Here is a 22,278-nt window from a genome sequence, read left to right as displayed (position 1 = left end):
ATACCGATCGATATAAATGTTGGGCGACCCACGCAGCGTTGTCAACGACTTATGTATCGACTAGTATTTATCTCATCACCCGAGAGGATTTCCACATGGCACAGATGGGCCGCCCCCGCACCTTCGACCGCGACCAGGCCGTGGAACAGGCCATGCACCTGTTCTGGCAGCACGGTTACGACGCGACGTCCCTGAGCCAGTTGAAAGCCGGATTGGGCGGCGGCATCTCTGCGCCAAGTTTCTACGCGGCGTTCGGCTCCAAGGACGCGCTGTTCCAGGAGTGCGTGCAGCGTTATCTGGCGACGTTCGCCCAGGTCACCGAATGCCTGTGGGATGACAGCCTGCCACCGCGCCAGGCCATCGAGACGGCGTTGCGGCAATCCGCACGCATGCAGTGTGAAGAGGGGCATCCCAAAGGCTGCATGGTAGCCCTGGGCGTGATGAGCGCGCCCTCCCCCGAGAACGCACAAGTCACCCATGGGCTGACCCATTCGCGAGAGCGCACACGGGCGGGCATCGTGCATTGTGTCGAGCGCGGCATTCGCGCAGGCCAGTTACCGGCCGAGACCAATGCACGTGCCATGACCACGGTCTACGACAGTTTCCTGCAGGGTGTGTCGATCCTCGCCCGGGATGGCGTCGACGCTGATGCCATCGATACTGCCATTGGCCAACTGATGCTGACCTGGGACTTATCCGCCGCTACAGCGCCGCCCATTCGGCGCGATGCTCCAGCAGAAAATCCACAAACGCCCGCACCCGATGCGGTACATAGCGGCCATGGGGATACAGCAAGGTAAACGGCCGTGAGCGCCCGCCGTAAGGCTGCAAGACCTCCACCAGGCTGCCGTTGGCCAACTCCTCCTCGACGATGAACTTGTAGGTCTGGAATAACCCCGCGCCGTGCTTGGCCAGGGTTACGCCACCCAGCACGTCGTCAGAGCAGCTGTAGCCTGCTTCCCCGGCAAACTCCCGCTCCTTGCCGTCCACCTGGAACAGCCAGGAAATGCGCCGCCCGTTGCTCGGCAATTCGTACTGGATGCACTCGTGGTTCGGCAAATCCTCCAGGGCCTGGGGCGTGCCGGCACGCTTCAGGTACGCCGGCGTCGCGACCACCACCAGCCTGGCGTCTTCCAGCAACCGCGCAATCAGCGTCGAGTCCGGCTGGGCCCGCACGCGAATGGCCAGGTCATAACCTTCGGCGACGAAATCGATGTTGCGGTTGCTGATGTGGATATCCACGCTGACTTGCGGGTACAGCGCACGGAATTTCGGCAGCAGCGGCAGGATCCGGTGATGGCCGTAGGTGGTCGGGATGCTGATGCGCAACAGCCCGGACGGCACCGATTGCGCGCCCATCATTTCCTGCTGGGCTTCCACCAGTTGCGTCAGCGCCTGGCGGCATTGCTCGAAAAATGTCCGGCCGCCATCGGTCAGGCGGATGCTGCGGGTGGTGCGCACAAACAGCCGGGAGCCCAGGCGCTCTTCCAGCCGCGAGATGCTGCGGCTCACCGCCGCCGGGGTCACGCCTGCCACCTGGGCGGCGGCGGTAAAGCTGCTGGCCTCGGCGGCCAGGCAGAACAGCTCGATGCTGCCCAGCTGCAAATCTTCGAAATGGCGTTTCATGATGGATTACACCGGGTAGGTCTTTAAGGACTCGCTCACTGCTTCGAAAAACTAAAACAACAACCGCGAAAAATCACAACACTGCACCGCCAACTGCGCCACATTCTGGTTCAAGCCAAACTGCCGATCCCCGCGATGCAACGCCACATACCCAACCCTCGGTAGCGCCGGTTCCGTCACCAGCGCGCGCAGCTCCCCGCGCTCGATCAAATGCGACAAACACCCCTTGGGCAAATAACTCACCCCCACCCCCGACAGCGCCAGCCCGACCTGCACCAACAGGTTATGACTGGTCAACTTGCGCGGCATCTGCACAGCATGCGCTGCCAACCAGCGCTCATAAATCAGCCCCGTCCCCGAGTGCGAACCCTGGGTCAACACCGTATACCCGGCCAATGCCTCAAGCCCCACCGGATCAGCCTCGCTGACCAACCCCGGTGCGCACATCCAGGCGTTTTCCACACTGCCCAGCGGCGTACTCAGGAAGCGCGAATCACTGTAGGCATCAGGCACGATCACCAGGTCCAGCTCATCACTCTCCAGCTTGCGAAACAGCTCACTGCTCAACTCCACCGACGGTTCGATCTGCACCTTGGGATAGGCCTCGCGCAACGCCTCCACCAGCGCCGGCAACCAGGTGAAAGCCGTCAATTCCGTCACCCCCAGGCGAAACCTGCGCACCAGCACTTCACGGGTGCTGACCCGCTCCAGCATGTAGTCGCGACGCTCCAGCAGGTCCTTGGCGTAGTCGAGCAACTCGGCGCCCTTTTCCGTCAACCGCGCATTGCGTTTGCTGCGGTCGAAAATCTCCACATCGAAGGTTTCTTCCAACTCCTGGATGCGCTTGGAAATCGCCGACTGCGACATGTTCAGCTTGTTCGCCGCCGCCTCGAAACTGCCCAGCTCGGCAATCCAGTACAACGCGTCGATTTGCTTGAACGTGATCATCGGCTATCTCCCATGAGAAAAAGCGATCCTATCAGATAATAAAATATCGCTAAAACTGTATGTTCATCACTCCTAAGATCTAGCCACAGACCCATAAGATCAATCGGAGTTACAGCCATGTCCTTGCCCGGTTCCCGCATCCTCCCCAACCCGCCGCTGGCTTCTGCCGAAGTGCTCGAAGCCTTCACTCACGTGGTCACCCCGCACATCAGCGACAACCTCGGCCGGCACATCGGCGCCCGTGGGCTGAACCGCTACAACCGCACCGGCAAGCTGGTGGGCACCGCGCTCACGGTGAAAACCCGCCCCGGCGACAACCTGCTGATCTACAAGGCCTTGAGCATGCTGGAGCCGGGCCACGTGCTGGTGGTGGACGCCCAGGGCGACACCAACAACGCGGTGATCGGCGAACTGGTCAAGCTCTACGCCCAGCAACGCGGCTGCGTGGGGTTTGTGATTGACGGGGCGATTCGCGATGTCGCGAGCTTCGAGGACACCCCTTGCTACGCCCGCAGCGTGGTGCATTGCGGCCCCTACAAGACCGGCCCGGGCGAGGTGAATGTGCCGGTGTCCATCGGCGGCATGCTGATCAACCCGGGGGATGTGCTGGTGGGTGACGAAGACGGCCTAGTCGCCTTCTCCCAGGCCGACGCCGCCGAAGTGCTGCGCAAGGCCGCGCAACACGCGGCCCATGAAGAGCAAGTCAAAGCCGAAATTGCCAGCGGTGCGGTGCGCCAGAGCTGGATCGACAAGGTGTTGCAACAGGCCGGCCTGGCAGGCTGAGGGGAGTCATCATGAGCACTGCCTTTCTGTCCGACCGGGTGCTGGGCATCGCGCCCTCCCCGAGCATCGCCGCCAATGCACTGGTCAGCGAACTGCGCGCCCAGGGCCGGGACATCGTCAACTTCACCGTGGGCGAGCCGGACTTCGATACACCCGCGCATATCCTCGAAGCAGCCAGCGCCGCGATGCACGGTGGCGACACCCACTACACCGCCACCAGCGGCACCCTCGCCCTGCGCCAGGCGATCTGCCTCAAGCTCAAGCGCGATAACCAGCTGGACTATGGGCTGGACGAAGTGATTGCCGGGTGCGGTGGCAAGCACATCATTTATCACGCCCTGGCGGCGACCCTGAATCGCGGCGACGAAGTCATCGTGCACACGCCGTATTGGGTGTCGTACCCGGACATCGCACGGCTGAATGACGCGACGCCGGTGATCATTCCCGGCGACGAGTCACTGGGGTTCAAGCTGTCGCCTCAGGCCCTGGAACAAGCGATCACCCCGCGCAGCAAATGGGTGATCCTCAACAGCCCGAACAACCCCAGCGGCGCGGTGTACAACGAGGCCGAACTGCTGGCCCTGGCCGCGGTGCTGCGGCGCCATCCCCATGTGCTGATCATGGCGGATGAGATCTACGAGCATTTCGTCTACGACGATGCCCGCCACGTTTCCCTGACCCGACTCGCACCGGACCTGAAGCCGCGCACGCTGATCGTCAACGGCGCCTCCAAGGGCTACGCCATGACCGGCTGGCGCCTGGGCTTCGGTGCCGGTCCGACCTGGTTGATCGCGGCCATTGCCAAGCTGCTCTCGCAAACCACCACCTGCCCCAGTTCCCTCAGCCAGGCTGCCGCAGTGGCCGCCTTCGCCGGCGACCAGGCGCCCATCGCCGGGATGCGCGAGGTGTACCAGCAACGCCGCGAACGCATGCTGGGCCTGCTCGAAGACATTCCCGGCGTGAGCTTCACGCCACCGGATGGCGCGTTCTACGTGTTCGCCAACGTCGCCGGGCTGATGGGCAAGACCACCGCCCAGGGCGAGCGGATCGACAGTGACACCCAACTGGCCGAGCACCTGCTGCGGGAACACGGCCTGGCCACCGTAAGCGGCGCGGCGTACGGCATGTCGCCGTATATCCGCCTGTCTTTCGCCAGCTCGCTTGACGTGATTGAAGAAGGTTGCCGTCGCCTGAATGAAGCGTGCCATCGATTGCGCTGACGGATTCCCGCCCCACCCGGCGGCCAGGGATGGCCGCTCATTGACTGCCTAGAACAACACTCATAATCATTGATATAAATGAGGCATTCCCATGCACAAGCCCCGCATTGCGCTGGTCTGGCAAATCCTGATTGGCTTGCTCGCCGGCATCGCCATCGGCGCCCTGCTGCACCGTTTTCCCGAATCCCGGCCGTGGCTGGTGGACAACCTGCTGCAACCGGCGGGCGATATCTTTATCAAGCTGATGAAGATGATCGTCGTGCCCATCGTGTTTGCCTGCATGGTGGTGGGCATTGCCGGGCACGGTGACGGTAAATCCCTGGGACGCATCGGGGCCAAGTCCCTGGGCTATTTCTTCTGCATCACCACCCTGGCGATCATCGTCGGGCTGGTGATGGGCAACCTGCTCCAGCCGGGCGCCGGCACCGAACTGGCCAGCCTGCAAGCGAGTGCCGTGACCTTGCCCACCAGCAGCGCCGGCGGCGGCCACAGCCTGGGGCAGATCATTGTCGGGATCATTCCGGACAACGTGATCAACGCCATGGCCCAGGGCAGCCTGCTGTCGGTGCTGTTCTTCGCGGTGATGTTTGGCCTTGGGGTTTCGCGCTTGCCGGCCGAGCGCAAGGACCCGGTGATTGCCCTGCTGCGCGGGGTGTCGGAGGCGATGTTCAAGGTCACGTCGATGATCATGGCCTACTCGCCCATCGGCGTGTTCGGGATGATTGCAGTGACCGTGGCCAACTTCGGGTTCAGCTCGCTGTTGCCGTTGGCCAAGCTGATCCTGGTCAGCTACGTGTCGATTGCATTCTTCGTGCTGGTGGTGCTCAACCTGGTGGCGCGGCTGTGCGGGATCAACCTGTTTGCGTTGATGCGACATATCAAGGACGAACTGATTCTGGCGTTCTCCACCGCCAGTTCGGCGGCGGTGATGCCGCAACTGATGAAGAAACTCGAAACCTACGGCGTGCCGCCTTCACTGGTGAGCTTTGTGGTGCCGGTGGGGTATTCGTTCAACCTGGACGGTGCGTCGCTGTTCCTGGGGATCGGCACGCTGTTCGTGGCGCAGCTGTATGGCATCGACCTGAGCCTTGGCGACCAGGCCCTGCTGGTGGTGACCATGGTACTGACATCCAAGGGCGCGGCCGGGGTGCCGGGGTTCATGTTCGTGATTCTGTCGGCGACCCTGGCGAGTGCGGGCTTGCCGTTGGAGGGCATCGCCTTCATCGCCGGGGTGTATCGCCTGATGGAAATGCCGACCACCGCGTTGAACGTGCTGGGCAATGCCCTGGCACCGCTGGTGATTGCCAAATGGGAAAGGCGTGAGAGCACCGCAGAAACCTGTGGCGAGGGAGCTTGCTCCCGCTGGGCCGCGAAGCGGCCCCAATAAGCATCCCGCATTCTTTCAGGTAGAACGTGGGCGCAGGTTTTGGGGCTGCTGCGCAGCCCAGCGGGAGCAAGCTCCCTCGCCACAAGGGTGGGTGTGGTGGGTCAGTCGAGGTCCGACGCGTCATGCCGCTCGCGCAGTTGCTCTGACGGCTCGCCCGACACACGGTTGACCCGGCGCCCACGCTGCACCGCCGGCCGCGCTTCGATGGCATTGGCCCAGCGCACGACGTGCTTGTAATCCTGCACCGAGAGAAACTCCCCCGCCTCATACAAGCGGCCTTTCACCAGGCCGCCGTACCACGGCCAGATCGCCATGTCGGCGATGGTGTACTCATCCCCGGCAATGTATTCGTGCTCGGCCAATTGCTTGTCCAGTACGTCCAGTTGGCGCTTGGTTTCCATGGCGAAGCGGTCGATGGCATATTCGATCTTGGTCGGCGCGTAGGCATAGAAATGCCCGAAACCACCGCCCAGGTACGGCGCGCTGCCCATCTGCCAGAACAACCACGACAGGCATTCGGCACGGGCCGCCGGTTCGGTGGGCAGGAACGCGCCGAACTTCTCGGCCAGGTACTGCAGGATCGCACCCGACTCGAACACCCGAATCGGCTTGGGCCCGCTACGGTCCAGCAGCGCGGGAATCTTCGAGTTCGGGTTCACGCCGACGAAGCCGCTGCCGAACTGGTCGCCGTCACCGATCCTGATCAACCACGCATCGTATTCCGCCCCCTGGTGACCCAGGGCCAACAGCTCTTCCAGCAGGATCGTGACCTTCTGGCCATTGGGCGTTGCCAACGAATACAGCTGCAACGGATGACGGCCTACCGGCAATTCCTTGTCGTGGGTCGCGCCGGCAATGGGCCGGTTGATGCTGGCGAAGGTGCCGCCGTTTTGGGTCTTCCAGGTCCAGACTTTTGGCGGTACGTAATCAGTCATGCCACTACTCCTTGGATTCAATGTTCACAACAACTAACGGCAGGAGCGAGCTTGCTCGCGAAAAACTCGAGGGCGCCGTGTTCTTTCAGGATGCTCGCGTTATCGTTGACGACCTTCGCGAGCAAGCTCGCTCCTACAGGTTCTTTTGGGCCAGTTGGGCCATATTCCAGCCGCCACCCAGTGCCTTGATCAGCCCTACGTTGGCGCTTAACTGTTGAGTCTGCAGATCCAGCACCGTGCGCTGTGCCTGCAACGACGCTACCTGCGCCGTCACCACGTCCAGGTACGCCGCGCCACCCTGGCGATAGCGTGCCAGGGACAAGTCCTCGGCGTACTGCGCGGCTGCCGCCGCATCGCGCTGATCCACCAGGGCGGTGTCGAGCCCGGAGATGATCGACAGGTTGTTCTCCACCTGCTCGAACGCGGTCAACACTACACCACGATACTTGGCCGCGGCTTCATCGGTTGCCGCCTTGGCACTGTCCACCCCGGCCTGGCGCGCGCCGCCGTCAAAAATCGTCCCCACCAGCGACGGGCCGATGGCCCAGAAAATGTTGGGCGCGCTCAACAAGTGCGCGAACTCATCACTCTGGAAACCTCCCTGGGCACTCAGGGTAAGGGCCGGGAACCAGGCGGCTTTCGCCACCCCTATGCGCGCATTGGCCGAGGCAATCCGGCGCTCGGCAGCGGCGATGTCCGGCCGACGCTGCAACAGCGTAGACGGTACACCGGTGGGCACGCCGGGCAAGGCGATATCCGCGACGCTTGGGGCAATCGTGTAGGTCGATGCGGACTCACCCAGCATCGCCGCTATCGAGTGTTCAAGCACTGCACGCTGCACCCGGTTCTGGCTCAGCTGCGACTTGACCGTCGACAGTTGGGTACGCGCCCGCGCCACGTCCAGGCCGGAGACGATACCGCCGCCGTGCAAGCCTTCGGTCAGGCTCAAAGCCTTGGCATAGGCATCGCTGGTTTCCTGCAGCAACTGGTCTTGCCGGTCGATGCCCCGCAGGCGGATGTAGCTGTCGGCCAATTGCGCCTGCAAACTCAGACGCACTGAGGCCAGGTCGGCCTTGGCGGCCTGGGCGTCGCTGGTGCCGGCGGCAACGGTGTCGCGCACACGGCCCCAGAGGTCGACTTCATAGTCCAGCTCTACCCCCACTGTCCCGGAATCGTAAACATTCGGCGGGCTGGCCGAGCGCAGTGGGCGGGTGTCCGACTGGCGAATGCGCTGGGCATTGCTGGAACCGATCAGCTTTGGAAACAGCCCGGATTGCGCCTGGGCCAAAAACGCCTGGGCCTGGGAATAGTGAGCCAGTGCCGCGCTCAAGTCCGGGTTGCTTTGTAGCAACTGCTGCTCCATCGCGTCCAGTTGCGGGTCCTTGTAGATGTGCCACCAACCGTCGCGACTTGCTTGGTCGTTCGGCGTGCCGACGGTCCACGGTCCCTGGGTATGGAACTGCGCGGCAATGGGTACCTCCGGCACGTCCAGCGGCGGCGCAAGATGGCAGGCGCCCAGGCCCAGGGTCGCGACTAATACCAGGCAAGTGCGCTTAGCCATGGGGTTTGGCCTCCACGGGATTGGCGGCCAGCTGCACCGAATCGTCGTCGGCCAGGCCGTCGGGCGGGGTGTCGATCACGCGGTCGGTGGCGACCAGGCCGCTGCCGATTTCCACGCTGTCACCGAAGTCCCGGGCGATGGTCACGGTCTTGAAGTGCACATGATTATTCGCGTCGAGGGTGGCCACGCGCATGCCCTTGTCATCGAACACCAGGGCGCTGGCAGGCAGGCGCAGCACGTCGGTCTGCACCGGCAAGGTGAACTGCACGCTGGTGTATCCGCCCGGCAGCAGGCGGCTGCCGGGGTTCTCCACCAACAGTTGCACCAGGGTGCTGCCGGACGCGGCGTTCACCGCATCGGCGGTGGCGATCACCTTGGCGTTGAAGGTTTCACCGCGATATTCCGGCACGCTCAGACGTGCCACGGTACCCACCTGGATCTGCGGCGCCGACGACTGCGGCACCTGCACATAAACCCGCAGGCGGCTGACGTCGGAGACCGCGAACAGCTCTTTGCCGGTGGCACCACCGGCACTGATCAGCGCACCCACATCGGTGGAGCGTGCAGTGACCACGCCGGCGAACGGCGCAGTCAAGCGCTGGAAGCCCTTGGTGGCAACCAACTGGTCGACGTTGGCCCTGGCCGCGACCACTTTGGCCTGCTTGGCAGTCAGGTCGCCGGTGCGCTCATCCACGTCCTGGCGCGACACCGAGTCCGACGAAAGCATTGCCTGCCAGCGCTTGGCGGTGGTCTGTGCCAGCGACTCGTCGGCCTGGGCCGAAGCCAGCACGGCCTTGGCTTGCAGCAGTTGCTGATCGAGCTCCGGCGTGTCGATTTCGGCCAGCAGTTGCCCGGCCTTCACGTGGTCGCCAATGTCGACGTTCCAGGTCTTGAGGTAGCCATTGACCCGGGCAAAGATCGACGCTCGGGAGTACGCCTCAAGACGCCCCGGCAGGTTCAGGATCGGACCCTGGGGCTGCACGCTCGGGGTGATCAGGATCACGCTGGGCAACGCCTGGGCATCGGTCCAGGTTTTCAGGTCATGGGATTCGCTGGCGCGCACGCCGATGCCGAATACCACCACGGCAACCAGGACCACCAGCCCCAGCACCAGCCAGAGCAGACCACGGGATTTACGGCGGGGCGAACCCGGATTGGAAACGGAAGCAGACATGTCAAACCCCTTGAGTGGCGGTGGTCGCAAGCGTGGCGTGCTGACGCCGCCCGTGCACAAGACTGAAAATCAGCGGAACCAGGAACAACGTGGCAATGGTGGCGAAGGCCAGCCCGCCGATGACCGCACGGCCCAGCGGGGCGTTCTGTTCGCCGCCCTCCCCCAGGCTCAGCGCCATCGGCGCCATGCCGATGATCATCGAAATCGCGGTCATCAATACCGGGCGCAGACGGGTAAAGCCGGCTTCAAGCGCCGCCTGCACCGCATCCCCGTGCACGGCCAGGCGTTCGCGGCAGAAGCTCACCACGAGGATGGCGTTGGCGGTGGCCACGCCCATGCACATGATCGCCCCGGTCAGCGCCGGTACCGACAGCGGCGTGTGGGTGATGAACAGCATCCACACGATGCCCGCGAGCGCCGCCGGCAAGGCGGTGATGATCACGAACGGGTCAGCCCACGACTGGAAGTTGACCACGATCAGCAGGTAGATCAGCACCACCGCGCCAAGCAGGCCAAACAGCAAGCCACTGAAGGCCGCGTTCATGGTTTGCACCTGACCCTGCAACAGCACCTTGGAGCCGGTGGGCACTTCGCTGGCGTGGGCGGCGATGATCTTCTGGATGTCGGCGGCAACGGCACCGAGGTCGCGGCCCTGGATTGCGGTCAACACCTCGACCACCGGCTGGATGTCCGACTGGGTCACCACCGAGTTCGCGTGGCTGCGTTCGATGGACGCCAGGCCGCCGAGGGTCTGGTCTTGCGCCGAACCGGGGCTGCCGCTCAACGGCAGGTTATGCAGGGCGGCCAGGGTGTCGAGGCCGTACTGCGGGGTTTGCATCACAATCGGATAAGACACGCCGTTGGCCGGGTTGAGCCAGAACGTCGGCGCCACCTGGCTGGAACCCGCCAGGTTGACCACCAGGCTGTTGGTCACATCGCGCTCGTTCAGGCCCACCAGTTGGGCCTGGGTACGGTCCACATCGATCTTGAACGTGGGCAGTTGCCGCGACTGCTGGATACGCGCATCCACCACACCCGGAACCCGCCGGATTTCCCGCAGCAACGTGCTGGCGTAGGTGAAGTTGGCGGGCAGGTTATTGCCGCTGACTTGCACATCCACCGGCGCCGAAGAACCGAAGTTGAGGATCTGCCCGACGATGTCCGAAGCCGGGAACGAAAACACCGCATTCGGGAATTCACGGGGCAGCCGCTCCCGCAGTTCGCGCATGTATTCGGCGGTGGGACGATGGCCCTCTTTCAGGCTGATCTGGATGTCGCTGTCCTGTGAACCCACGGTGCCGGTGTTGTTGTAGGCCACGTTGATCCCGCTGATGGCCAGGCCGATATTGTCGACGATGGCCGCCAGCTCCCGGGGCTCGATCACGTTATGAATGGTGTTCTCGATCTGCGAGACCAGCCGCGCATTGCTCTCGACCCGCGTGCCGATCGGTGCACGCACATGCAACAGGATCTGCCCGGAGTCGACGTCGGGGAAGAAGTTGCGACCCAGGAATGGCACCAGCGCAAACGACACGGCGACGAACGCCAGCATCGCGATCACCGCGATACGGCGGTGGTGCAAGGCACTCTCCAGTGCCCCGTGGTAAACCCCGCGAAACGCGTCGAACTGGCGCTCGAACCCGCGCTGGAATTTCACCAGCGGGTTGCTCGACGGCGCCACCACCGGCGTACCGTCCGCATGATGTTCGTGAGGCTTGAGCAGGTAATTGGCGAGGGTCGGCACCAGGGTTCGCGAGAGGATGAACGAGGCGATCATCGCGAAGATCACCGCTTCGGCCATCGGCACAAACAGGAAGCGCGCCACGCCTTCCAGGAAAAACATCGGCACAAACACGATGCAGATACACAGCAGCGACACGAACGCCGGCGTGACGATCTGCGCCGCGCCGTCGAGGATCGCCGTCTCCACCGGCTTGCCCTGTTCCAGGTGCCAGTTGATGTTTTCGATGGTCACCGTAGCGTCATCCACCAGGATCCCCACGGCCAATGCCAGGCCGCCGAGGGTCATGATGTTGAGGGTTTCGCCGAGCGCCGACAGCGTGGCAATCGACGACAGGATGGCCAATGGGATCGACGTGGCGATGATCACCGTGGAGCGCCAACTGCCGAGGAACAACAGGATCATCAGGCTGGTCAACGCGGCCGCTATGATCCCCTCACGGGCGACGCCGCTGATCGCCGAGCGCACAAACAACGACTGGTCGCCGATCAGGTCGATATTCAGGTTGGGCGGCAAGGCGCCTTTGTTGTCGGCCAGTTTGTCCTTGATCCCGGCGATCACCCCGAGGGTCGAGGCCGAACCGGTCTTGAGCACCGGCAGCAGCACGGAGCGGTTGCCGTTGACGTGCACGATGTTGGTCTGCGGCGGGTTGCCGTCACGCACCGTGGCCACGTCACGAATCAACACGGTGGTGCCGTCGGCGGTCTTGATCGGCAGGTTTTCCAGGTCGTGGAAGTCCGTCGGCGAGTTGTTCAGTTGCAGGTTGAACTCGTAGCTGCCGATCTTTTGCGTGCCCACCGGGGTGATCAGGTTCTGCGTGGCCAGGGCAGTGGCCACGTCCTGCGCCGAGAGACCACGGGCCTGCATGCGTGCGGAGTCGAGGTCGATCTGCACCTGGCGGGTCTTGCCGCCGAACGGGTATGGAAGTGCGGCACCGGGCACCGTGGTCAGCATCAGGCGCACGGTGTTGAGGCCCAGGTCACCGAGTTTCTGTTCGCTGAGGCCTTTGCCGGACAACGCCAACTGCACGATCGGCACTGTCGAGGCGCTGTAGTTGAGGATCAGCGGCGGCGTGGTGCCCGGCGGCAGTTGACGCAGGATGGCCTGGGACACCGAAGTCATCTGCGCGTTGGCCGTACTGATGTTGACTCCCGGCTGGAAGAACACCTTGACGATGCCGTAGCCGTTCAGCGATTGCGCCTCGATATGGCGGATGTCGTTGACCGTGGTGGTCAGCACCCGCTCGAACGGCGAGGTGATGCGGCCGGCCATCTGGTCGGGCGGCAAGCCGGTGTACTGCCAGATCACGGCAATCACGGGGATGCGAATTTCGGGGAAGATGTCGGTCGGGGTACGCCAGGCCGCGAGCGGGCCCACAATCAGAATGAAAATAGCCAATACCAGGAAGGTATAGGGGCGCCGCAATGCGATGCGCACGAGGTTGAGCATAGATGTGATCCAGACAGGAAGTTGATGACTGAAGGAGGTACCGAACAGCGCTTCCCTCCTGCCCCGCCCGTCTGTGTTCCGGGCCAACTGCACTGACATCCGGTCAAAATAGAGGCATATGCCACGATATAGCGTTTAGTGGCATACGCAACTAATTTGTTGCAGCATGTGTCAATATTCATCTTGCCGGATTAACGTTCGGTTAACCCTTGATCTGTAGCGAGTGATCAGCCTGTGAAATGCGCACCGCCTGTCCTGAATAGCCCGAGCACCTGTTCCAACGGAGCCGTGCGGCGCGCGTCCCGTCGTATGGCGCAGATCTATGACGAGGCGTTTGCGCCGTTTGGTCTGAAGGCCACCCAGTATTCGCTGATGAACCACATCGCCAATGGGGACGCTCCGAAGATGCGCGACCTGGCGCAGTCGTTGGTGATGGATTTGTCGGCCCTGGGGCATACGCTCAAGCCGCTGGTGCGGGATGGGCTGGTGGTGTTGCGGGTGGATGAGTTGGACCGCCGCAGCAGGCGGGTGCTGTTGACCGACGCGGGGCAGCGTAAATACGAAGAGGCGCGGGTGGTGTCCAGGCAGATGGCGGTGCGGTTTGATGAGGTGTTTGGGGCTGAGGCGGCTTGCGAGTTGCGCAAGGCCATGGACTTTATTGCGTCTGATGAGTTTGCTCGGGCGTTGTTGGGTTAGGGGGCATATCCGTTATTTGGGTGATGGCTTGTATTGGTTCCGCTCTTACAGCGGCTCACTTTTGAAAAGCGCAAAAGTAAGCAAAACGCTCTTGCCCCACCACTCGGCACCTCGCCTAGGCTCGGTGTGCCCTCACTCCGGCCAGCGTGGTTTAACGGGGCGCCCAAGATCAAGATCAAAAGCAGATCAACAGCACAGCGGCCTACCGGCCGGCTTGAGTGTTTAAAAGCCAAATCAAAAGCTAAAGCGGGCACGGTCCACTGTAGGAGCTGGCTTGCCGGCGATGGCATCACCTCGGTGTGTCTGATTCACCGAGTTGTCTGCATCGCCGGCAAGCCAGCTCCTACAGAAAAGCAGCTTTTGCCTTTGCTTTTAACACTCAGGTCGGCTCTCAGGCAGCCGTGCTCTTACTTTTGATCTTGATCTAACTGCCCCCTGCCGCTTTTGCAAAGTGACTCGCTGTAAGAGCGAAACCATAAGTAGCCATAACCTAAATAACGGATATGTACCCCCCCCTCCCCCGGCCAAGCTCAAAACTTCTCCCGCGAAATAAACCCCAACACCCCAGTATCCATCACCGGATTAAAACGAACCCGGGTCGTAATGTCCTGCTCAATCTCACGCATCGCCACCTGCGGCAACGTAGAAATATCCGCATCCTCCCGTATCCGCGCCGGCGTCACCGACGAGGTCAAAAACGCCACCCCACGCTGCACCGACCACGCCAACGCAACCTGAGCCGGCGTCTTCTGCACCCGCCGTGCAATCCCGGTAATCACCGGTTCATCCAGCACCCGCGGCCTCATCCCATGCCCCAACGGCGCAAACGCCAACACCACAATCCCATGCTGCCTGCAAAACTCCAACAGCTCCCACTCCGGCAAATAAGGGTGTGACTCAACCTGCACCACCGCAGGCTTTATCCGCGCCACCGCCACCAACTCCCGCAGCGTTTCCAGGCTGATATCCGACACCCCGATGGACTTGCAACGCCCCTCATCCACCAGACGCTCAAGCACCCGCCACGTCTCGATCAACGTCACCCCCGAGTCATACAACACATGCCCAAACGCATCCCGTGGGTGCAGCTCGTCACCCGGCAAAAACGCAAACGGCGTATGGATCATGTAGCAGTCGATCACCTCCACCCGAAGCCGGCGGCAACTGGCTTCGAACGCCGGCACCACACGCTCGGGCCGATGGTTGTTGTTCCACAGCTTGGTGGTGATGAACAGGTCCTCGCGCCGGACTTTACCGGCCGCCACCGCATCGTGAATCGCCGCGCCGACCTGCGCTTCGTTGCCATAACGCTCCGCACAATCGAAATGGCGAAAGCCCGCCTCCAACGCTTGCGTGACCGCCTGGGTGGTGGCCGTCAAATCCCTGAACAGCGTCCCGAACCCCACCGCCGGCATCGCGCCCGAGCCATGCTGCAAAGGAAAACGGGTATCGCGAAGTGCATCGTAATAGCTCATGTGTTTGCTCCACTAGCGTTTGAAATCGTTGACCGAGCGACCACCGAGCGCCACGAACAACCGCACGGTGTCGAGATGTTGGGCGGTGCTCGCCCGGATCTGCCCGAGCAGGGCCTGCTCATAGGCGCGTTGTGCCTCCAGCACTTGCAACAGCCCGCTCTCCCCTGCCCCATAGGCCTGCTGGTTCAGGCGCAAACTGTTGGCGGCGGCCTGTAGCGCGGCGGTCTGTGCCTGGTACTCCTCGGCGTCGTGGTTGATCGCCTGCAAGGTGTCTGCGACCTGGCCGAAGGACTTGATGACGGTCTGCTGATAGTTGGCGAGCGCGGCGTTGTAGCCCTCCACGGCGGCCTGGCGCTCTGCCTTGAGAGTTCCGCCATCGAAGATCGGCCCCGCCAACCCGGCGGCAAAACCCCACAGCGCCGCACCACCATTGCCCGACGCGGCCTGGGCCAGTGACGCGGACAACTCCACACGGGGATAGAGATTGGCGGTGGCCACGCCGACCGCCGCGCTGGCCGCATGCAATTCGGCTTCGGCTTGCAGCACGTCCGGGCGGTCATGGGCCAGTTCGGACGGCAAGCTGACCGGCAGCGTGGTGGCCGAGGCAAATCCAGCCAGTTCGAAATCCGGTGCGCGCCAATCCGCCGGGCCCTTGCCCGCCAGGATCGACAGCGCATGCCGCGCCGCATCGCGCTGCTGGGCGAGTGGTGGCAACAGGGTGCGGTCCTGCGCCAGTCGCGTTTCGGCCAGGGAGACATCGAGCTGCGTCGTCGTGCCGCTGTGTTGCGCCGCGCGCACCAGTTCGAGGTTTTTCGCGTCGGTGGCGAGCAAGGTCTGCACCGCTTCCATCTGCGCGCTGGCCGAGGCCATCAGCAACGCCTGGCTGGCGACGTCGCCCGTCAGCGTCAGGTACGCCGCCTCGAAGCGATGCTGCTGGAAATCGGCCAATGCCTGCTGTTGCTCGACCCGGCGCTGATTGCCGCCGAATACGTCGAGGTCGAAACTGACCTGCGGCCCGACGCCATAGAAGTTCGTCACCGCTGGCCGCGCGGCGTTGTGCACGCGCTGGCGGCCCGCTTGCGCGGCGAAATCCACCTGCGGGAAAAGTGCACCCTCGGCCGCAGCCACCGAAGCGGCGGCCTGACGCAACGTCGCGTCCGCTGCCGTCAGCTCAAGGTTGCCGGCAATGGCCCGGCGCATCACGCTGTCGAGCGTTTCGGAATGAAAGGTCGACCACCAGTCGACGCTGACCTTCTGACTGAAGGAAACGTGCTGCTCAGCCTGCACGTCATAGTGCTGCGAAGCGGTAACGGACGGCGCCTTATAGTCCGGGCCAACCGAACACGCGGACAGGGTCATGACGGCCGTGATAACAAGCCCATGGGATTTCATTACGCACACTCCGGAAAACTAGTGGGTCGTGACAGGTTTACGCAGCAGCAGCACCAGCGGGCTCACCACCAGCATTGCCCACAGCAGGATCTTGAATTGGCCGACCACCGCGATGAAGGCGGCCTGGCCGGTGATGGCTTCGTTCAGCGCGGCGAATCCCGCCAGGGGCGTCGATGCGGGGACCGAATGCACAGTCAGGTGGCCGGCCAGCGCCACGTGCATCGCCTGGGTGTTGTTGAAGAAGAACCACTGCACCACCGCCACACCCAGGGTGCTGCCGTAGACGCGGGACAGGTTGAACAGCCCGCTGCCTTCGGGGCGCAACGTCGGGTCGAGGGTGCTGAACGCCACCCGGGAAAGCGCCGGCATCAGCAGGCCCAGGCCCGCGCCCTGGATTGCGCCAGCCACTGCCACCGGCCAGCCGTCCATCAAGGGTGAATAGCCGAGCATCGAGTGGTTGGCGTAGATCACCACGGCGATCCCGGCGACCACAAATGGGCGGCCGTCGAGATGCGCAGGCACCTTGTTCATCAGCCAGAACGCACCCAGCAGCCCCACGCCACGGGGGATGGTGAGGAAGCCTGTGGTGTCGGGCGGGAAGCCCAGCAGTTCATCCAGCATCGGCGAGGTCATCGCCATGGTCGGCAGCAGCACGAAACCGACGGCGAAGAACAGGATGGTCGACAGCACGAAATTGCGGTCGCGCAATAACCCCTTGCTGATGAAGTGTGTGCTCGAGGTGAACCGGTGCATTGCGAACAGGTAGAACCCCAGGGCACTGGTGGCGGCTTCCAGCCAGATCTCGGGCGAGTCGAACCACTCCAGGCGCTGGCCACGGTCGAGGACCATTTGCAGGCCGATCACGCCGAGGGTGAAGCTGGCGAAGCCTGGGAAATCAAACGCAGCAGCGCTGTTGGCTTTCTTTTCCTGCTGCAACATCGCCACGATCAAGAAGGTGTACGCCAACAGCGGCAGGCTGGCGTAGAACATCCAGCGCCAGCCGAAATGCTCGCTGATCCAGCCACCAATCGCCGGGCCGCTGACAATCCCCAGCAACCCGATCGCCGTCCATAACGGGCCGAATTTTGGCCGTTGCAACGGGGCCAATGTCTCCAGGGCGATGGCCATCGACAGCGGCGCCAATACGCCGCTGGCAGCCCCCTGGATGATCCGCGCGCCGACGAATTGCAGTGAGGTGGTGGCCTGTGTCGCAAGCAGCAGGCCGAGGGCGAAGATCAGCATCGCCGCCTGGTAAACCGCCTTCACGCCGAAGCGCGCAGCAAGCCACTGAGCCACCGGCAACGTAATCGCGCTGGCCGCCAGGTACGACGTGAAGATCCACCCCGCCTCGTCATCCGTCATCGACAAACTGCCCTGCACAAACCGCAGGGCCGAGTTCGGCAGCGACACGTTGACCGCCTGCAACCAGGTCACCAGCAACGCCGCAAACCGGAGAGTACGTGCGCCGTTCATGGGCCGGTCCTGATATCAACCGTCACCGTGGCGCTGGTGCCGGAGAACAGCGGCAAGTCCGCGTTGGCATCGTCCAGTTCCAGGCGCACCGGCACCCGCTGCACCACCTTGACCCAGTTGCCGGTGGCGTTTTCCGGCGGCAGCAGCGCGAAGTCGGCACCGGCGCCCGGGCTCAGGCTGGTGATGTGCGCCTTGAAGGGATGATCCGGGTAAGTGTCGAGCTTGATGGTTGCCTGCTGACCGGCTCGCATATGGGTCATCTGGGTTTCGCGAAAGTTGGCTTCGACCCAGGTGCGACGGGGCGACAGCAAGGCGAAGGCCGGCGCGCCGCTGTTCAGGTAATCGCCGACCTGCACGTCATCCACCTTGGCCACCACGCCGTCGTCGGGGGCATAGACCGTCGCGTACGAGAGGTAGAGTTGCGCCTCGTCGAGCTGCGCCTGGGCCTCGCGAATCGCCGGGTGTCGGTCGATTTCGATGTCGGGATTGCCGTTCAGCGCCACCACCGTATTGGCGATCTGCTGCTCGACGGACGCTACGCGTTGCCGGGCGACTTTCAGGTCGGTATCGGCCCGTTCGAACACGGCCTGGGACACGAACTCGGTGGCCACCAGGGCCTTTTTGCGGGCGAATTCCTTCTGGTCGAAACCCGCCGATTCCTTGGCCGCCTGCAACTCTGCCTGCTGTTGCCGGTAGCTGGCCTTGAGGCCTTCAATCCGCAGGCGCGCCACGCTCAATTGCGCCTGGGCACGCTCGACCGCGACCTGGAACGGCTCGGGGTTGATACGCAGCAGTACCTGACCCTTGTGTACCGACTGGTTGTCTTCCACGGCGACCTCCACGACCTGCCCGGATACCCGCGCATTGATCGACGCCTTCGCCACTCGGGCATACGCGTTATCGGTGGATACGTACGGCGCATCCTTGAGGTAATACACATACCCGGCCGCTGCAATGAGTACCGGAAAGCCCACCATCAACAGTGAACGCCAGGGGGTGCGGGTCGTGTTTTCCAACGCATTGCTCATGATCGAATCACCTTTGCTGAGCCCGGGATTTCTGAGGCCTTAATTTTGTGCGATGATGTAAGAATATCGACCCACCCACCTCTACTCAAGGATTTTTGTACGCCATGGCACAAAAAAAGATCACAGAGGCAAAAGGCCGTGGCCGCCCACGGGCCTACGACCCCGAAACGGCAATGCAAAAAGCCCTCGGGGTGTTCTGGAGCACCGGCTATTCCGGCGCCTCACTGGACAGCATCGCCACCGCCGCCGGGATGAACAGGCCAAGCCTGTACGCCGCGTTCGGCGACAAACACGCGATCTACCTCAAGGCACTTGAGCAGTATTGGGGTCTCGCTTCTGCCGCCATCGACGAGGCGCTGGACGACCCGAGCCTGACCCTCGCAGAGGCGTTGATGCGCTTATATGAAGGCCAGTTGTCGATCTACTTTTCGGGGGATGGCGAGCCACGGGGCTGCTTTATCATCGGCACCGCGACCACTGAAGCGGTGGAGGATGCGGAGATTCGCGCCGTGCTTTTGCAGCGCCTCGACGCACTCGACGCCCATCTCGAAACCCGCTTGCGCACGGCCATCGAGGCCGGCGAGTTGAAAGGTGGTGCAGACCCGGCAGCCGTCGCCGTCCTCGCCGCGTCTTTGGTGCACAGCCTTTCGATTCGTGCACGGGCGGGCAAGCCCCACGCCGAATTGATCACCCTGGCGCGCAACGCCGTGCAGGTCATCTGCGGATGAGTGAAGGACTGGAAGACATTCTGGCCGAGCACCTGGCCGTGATTTTCTGCGGCATAAACCCGGGGCTGAAGGCCGCCACCACCGGGCATCACTTCATGGGCAGGAGCAATCGGTTCTGGCGCACGCTGCACCTGGCCGGGTTTACGCCCCATGAAGTGCAGCCGGAGAACGACCTCACGATCCTGCAATACCAATGCGGGCTGACCACGGTGGTGGAGCGGCCTACGGCCCGGGCGGACCAGTTGTCGGCGGATGAATTCAGGGCGGCGGCGGCGGGTTTTGAACGCAAGATCGCACGTTATGCGCCACGGTATGTGGCGTTTCTGGGAAAGGCCGCCTATAGCGCGTTGAGCGGGCAGAAGCAGATTGCCTGGGGACTTCAACCGCACACCTTGGGGTGTGCGGCGGTGTGGGTTCTGCCCAATCCCAGCGGCAGGAACCTTGGGTTTACGCTCGACCAATTGGTGCAGGCGTACCAGCAATTAAGGCTGGCAACACTCAGTCCCGATTAGAACTCAACTTCTCCCACAAAAACCTGTAGACCAGCGCACTCATATGCGCAGCCTGCGCATTGTCTGCCGCCCCGCCGTGCCCACCTTCGATATTTTCGTAGTACGTCACGTCCTTGCCGGCCTCGATCATCTTCGCCGCCAGTTTGCGGGCGTGGGCTGGATGCACCCGGTCATCGCGGGTCGAGGTCAGGAAAAACACCGGTGGGTAGGCCTTCGCCGGATCGAACAGGTGGTATGGAGAAAACGTCTGGATGTACGCCCACTCTTCAGGTACGTCCGGGTTGCCGTATTCCCCCATCCACGACGCCCCGGCCAACAGGAGGTGATAGCGCTGCATGTCGAGCAAGGGCACCTGGGAGACGATTGCACCGAACAGTTCCGGGTATTGAGTAAGCATATTGCCGACCAACAGACCACCGTTGCTGCCACCCTCCGCGCCCAGGTGTCGGGGCGAAGTAATCCCACGGTCGATCAGGTCACGGGCCACTGCGGCAAAATCTTCGTAGGCGCGCGGACGGTTCTGCTTGAGTGCGGCCTGGTGCCAGCGCGGGCCGTATTCACCGCCACCGCGAATGTTGGCAACCACGTACACCCCGCCCTTCGAAAGCCAGGCGCGGCCTGCCTTACCGGAGTAATACGGGGTCAGGGAGTATTCAAAGCCGCCGTAACCATAGAGCAAGGTCGGCGCCGTGCCGTTGCGCGGCAGGTCTTTGCCGAGCACCAGGAAATACGGCACACGAGTGCCATCCCTGGAGACCGCAAAGTGCTGCTCGATCACGTGCTGGCTGGAATCGAAAAAGGCCGGCAGGGTTTTCAGTACCTCGGGCGGATGACCGATCTCGGCCAGCGACAAGGTGGTCGGCGTCAGGTAGTCAGTGGTCACCAGCCAGACGGCATCACTGTCGTCGCTGTCCACTGCGCTGGCACCCACCGTCCCCATGCTCGGCGCCCCGGTGAACGGGCTGTGCTGCCAGCCGTTCGCGCCGGGAGTGAGGACGCTGAGGCGGTTCTTGACGTGATCCAGTACGTTCAGCACCAGGTGATTCAGCGTCCAGAAAAACCCTGCCAGCGAGGTGCTGTCCGTAGGGGTGAACAGCACCTCGAAATCCCGCTGGCCTGCCATGAAGCGATCAAACCGGATCGCCAGCAACGAGCCGGCCACGAACACCTCATCGAGCGTCCAGTCCTCCCGCAGTTCCAGCAGCAGCCAGTCTTTGTACACCGACTTTTCCGCCGAGTTCGGCGCGTCGATTTTGCTTAACTGGTTGTCGCTGCCCCGCAGGTACAGCTCGTTGTTGTAGAACGCCAGCGTGCGGCTGACGAAGTCACGCTCGTAGCCGGGCGTGTCGTCGTGCATCGCCGCGATGTACATATCATCCAGCGCGCCTTCATAGACAAGACTGGCGGCACTCAGCGGTGTACCGCGCTGCCACTGCTTGACGATGCGCGGGTAACCGGAACGGGTCATCGTGCCTTCGCCAAAATCGGTATAGACATAGACGTTGTCACGGTCGATCCAGCCCAGGCCGCCCTTGGACTCGGGCAACTGGAAGCCGTCTTCGACCCAGGTCTTGCTGGCCAGATCAAACTCGCGGGTGACATTCGCATCGGCGCCGCCACGGGACAGCGCCAGCAGGCAGCGCTGGTAGTCCGGGCGCAAGAAATCAGCACCGTGCCACACCCAGTTTTCGCCTTCGGCGGCGTTCAGTGCGTCAAGGTCCAGCAACGTTTCCCAGGCAGGCTGAGGCTTGCGGTACTCCGCCAGCGTGGTGCGACGCCACAGGCCCCGCGGGTGGGCGGCGTCCATCCAGAAGTTGTAGTAATAGGCGCCGACCTTATCGACGTAGGGGATGTTGCTGTCCGAGTCCAGTATCTCCAGCACCTCGGCCTTGATCTGCTTGAAGCTGTCGGAGCGGGCGAGCCGGTCTTCGGTCCTGAGGTTCTGGGCGCGTACCCAGTCCAGTGAACGCGTGCCGTCGACGTCTTCAAGCCATTGGTAGGGATCGTTGGACGTTTCGGGAAGTTTTGACATGTTCGAATCCTGTCGAAAAGCAGAAATGGATAGCGTGCCCGACTTTGAGCCTTTTTGAGTGATAAAAAAAGCAAGAAACCGGGTGTGTTACCCGATCTGATCGGCGATACATGGCGGA

The 22,278-nt window shown here is 62.8% G+C and carries 18 protein-coding genes and 1 pseudogene; 7 read left to right on the top strand and 12 right to left on the bottom strand.

The features are described from left to right. The first annotated feature begins 95 nt into the window (after window positions 1-95). Entirely contained in the window at window positions 96-800 is a 705-nt protein-coding gene (locus V6607_RS10090) for a TetR/AcrR family transcriptional regulator (RefSeq protein ID WP_134326043.1), read from the top strand. Here V6607_RS10090 and V6607_RS10085 read toward each other — a convergent pair. Both V6607_RS10085 and V6607_RS10080 read right to left on the bottom strand, forming a co-directional pair. After that, the gene (locus V6607_RS10085; RefSeq protein WP_087692928.1) at window positions 703-1,626 is read right to left on the bottom strand and encodes a LysR family transcriptional regulator; all 924 of its coding nucleotides are present in this window, start codon (window positions 1,624-1,626) and stop codon (window positions 703-705) included. The two genes, V6607_RS10090 and V6607_RS10085, sit on opposite strands and share 98 nt — an antisense overlap. A gap of 51 nt (window positions 1,627-1,677) precedes the next feature. Continuing rightward, window positions 1,678-2,574 carry a LysR family transcriptional regulator gene (locus tag V6607_RS10080; protein WP_008433274.1) on the bottom strand — a complete coding sequence of 299 codons (897 nt, stop codon included), beginning with the start codon at window positions 2,572-2,574 and terminating at the stop codon, window positions 1,678-1,680. A gap of 117 nt (window positions 2,575-2,691) precedes the next feature. On the opposite strand from V6607_RS10080, the gene V6607_RS10075 reads away from it, so the two are divergent. The 3 genes from V6607_RS10075 to V6607_RS10065 all read left to right on the top strand — a co-directional run bounded on the left by V6607_RS10075 (window position 2,692) and on the right by V6607_RS10065 (window position 5,964). Continuing rightward, complete coding sequence (locus V6607_RS10075) at window positions 2,692-3,357, top strand: RraA family protein (RefSeq protein ID WP_134326042.1); 666 nt, start codon at window positions 2,692-2,694, stop codon at window positions 3,355-3,357. Window positions 3,358-3,368: 11 nt separating this feature from the next. Next, window positions 3,369-4,577: a pyridoxal phosphate-dependent aminotransferase gene (locus V6607_RS10070; protein WP_134326041.1), complete on the top strand. Its 1,209-nt coding sequence runs from the start codon at window positions 3,369-3,371 to the stop codon at window positions 4,575-4,577. A gap of 91 nt (window positions 4,578-4,668) precedes the next feature. Beyond that, window positions 4,669-5,964 (top strand): cation:dicarboxylase symporter family transporter, encoded by a 1,296-nt coding sequence (locus tag V6607_RS10065; RefSeq protein WP_134326040.1) that lies wholly within the window; start codon window positions 4,669-4,671, stop codon window positions 5,962-5,964. 101 nt (window positions 5,965-6,065) lie between these two features. Here the strand turns inward: V6607_RS10065 and yghU are convergent, their stop codons facing one another. The 5 genes and pseudogenes from yghU to V6607_RS10040 form a co-directional block, all read right to left on the bottom strand. Continuing rightward, on the bottom strand, window positions 6,066-6,899 hold the full coding sequence (gene yghU / locus V6607_RS10060) for a glutathione-dependent disulfide-bond oxidoreductase (RefSeq protein WP_134326039.1): 834 nt from the start codon (window positions 6,897-6,899) through the stop codon (window positions 6,066-6,068). 29 nt (window positions 6,900-6,928) lie between these two features. Beyond that, a pseudogene (locus V6607_RS10055) lies at window positions 6,929-7,024 on the bottom strand (dienelactone hydrolase family protein); the annotation flags it as partial. Window positions 7,025-7,032: 8 nt separating this feature from the next. Beyond that, window positions 7,033-8,460, bottom strand: a complete 1,428-nt coding sequence (locus tag V6607_RS10050; RefSeq protein ID WP_134326037.1) for an efflux transporter outer membrane subunit — start codon at window positions 8,458-8,460, stop codon at window positions 7,033-7,035. Continuing rightward, entirely contained in the window at window positions 8,453-9,634 is a 1,182-nt protein-coding gene (locus V6607_RS10045) for an efflux RND transporter periplasmic adaptor subunit (protein ID WP_003207891.1), read from the bottom strand. The genes V6607_RS10050 and V6607_RS10045 overlap by 8 nt, the downstream gene beginning before the upstream one ends. A 1-nt stretch (window position 9,635) precedes the next feature. Continuing rightward, window positions 9,636-12,824: an efflux RND transporter permease subunit gene (locus tag V6607_RS10040; RefSeq protein ID WP_134326036.1), complete on the bottom strand. Its 3,189-nt coding sequence runs from the start codon at window positions 12,822-12,824 to the stop codon at window positions 9,636-9,638. A 309-nt stretch (window positions 12,825-13,133) separates the two neighbouring features. On the opposite strand from V6607_RS10040, the gene V6607_RS10035 reads away from it, so the two are divergent. After that, entirely contained in the window at window positions 13,134-13,520 is a 387-nt protein-coding gene (locus tag V6607_RS10035) for a MarR family transcriptional regulator (RefSeq protein WP_003207888.1), read from the top strand. A 530-nt stretch (window positions 13,521-14,050) separates the two neighbouring features. On the opposite strand, the gene V6607_RS10030 is transcribed toward V6607_RS10035, so the two are convergent. The 4 genes from V6607_RS10030 to V6607_RS10015 are packed head-to-tail and all read right to left on the bottom strand — an operon-like array spanning window position 14,051 to window position 18,888. Further along, window positions 14,051-14,995: an aldo/keto reductase gene (locus V6607_RS10030; protein WP_134326035.1), complete on the bottom strand. Its 945-nt coding sequence runs from the start codon at window positions 14,993-14,995 to the stop codon at window positions 14,051-14,053. 12 nt (window positions 14,996-15,007) lie between these two features. Then, entirely contained in the window at window positions 15,008-16,387 is a 1,380-nt protein-coding gene (locus V6607_RS10025) for an efflux transporter outer membrane subunit (protein WP_134326034.1), read from the bottom strand. An 18-nt stretch (window positions 16,388-16,405) separates the two neighbouring features. Continuing rightward, window positions 16,406-17,860, bottom strand: coding sequence for an MFS transporter (locus V6607_RS10020; RefSeq protein ID WP_134326033.1), 1,455 nt, complete (start codon window positions 17,858-17,860; stop codon window positions 16,406-16,408). Beyond that, a complete protein-coding gene (locus tag V6607_RS10015) occupies window positions 17,857-18,888 on the bottom strand; it encodes an HlyD family secretion protein (RefSeq protein WP_003216514.1) in 1,032 nt (343 codons plus the stop codon). The genes V6607_RS10020 and V6607_RS10015 overlap by 4 nt, the downstream gene beginning before the upstream one ends. Before the next feature lie 104 nt (window positions 18,889-18,992). Here V6607_RS10015 and V6607_RS10010 point away from each other — a divergent pair, with 104 nt between their 5' ends. Both V6607_RS10010 and mug read left to right on the top strand, forming a co-directional pair. Then, window positions 18,993-19,616, top strand: a complete 624-nt coding sequence (locus V6607_RS10010) for a TetR/AcrR family transcriptional regulator (RefSeq protein WP_003216516.1) — start codon at window positions 18,993-18,995, stop codon at window positions 19,614-19,616. Further along, window positions 19,613-20,128 carry a G/U mismatch-specific DNA glycosylase gene (gene mug, locus V6607_RS10005; protein ID WP_134326032.1) on the top strand — a complete coding sequence of 172 codons (516 nt, stop codon included), beginning with the start codon at window positions 19,613-19,615 and terminating at the stop codon, window positions 20,126-20,128. Before V6607_RS10010 ends, mug begins: the two co-directional genes overlap by 4 nt. Here mug and V6607_RS10000 read toward each other — a convergent pair. Continuing rightward, window positions 20,115-22,160, bottom strand: a complete 2,046-nt coding sequence (locus tag V6607_RS10000) for a prolyl oligopeptidase family serine peptidase (protein WP_134326031.1) — start codon at window positions 22,158-22,160, stop codon at window positions 20,115-20,117. The two genes, mug and V6607_RS10000, sit on opposite strands and share 14 nt — an antisense overlap. Between the last annotated feature and the right edge of the window lie 118 nt (window positions 22,161-22,278).

Source organism: Pseudomonas sp. KK18, assembly GCF_037094675.1.
Lineage (GTDB): Bacteria > Pseudomonadota > Gammaproteobacteria > Pseudomonadales > Pseudomonadaceae > Aquipseudomonas.
This window is presented reverse-complemented; position numbering and strand designations above follow the sequence as displayed.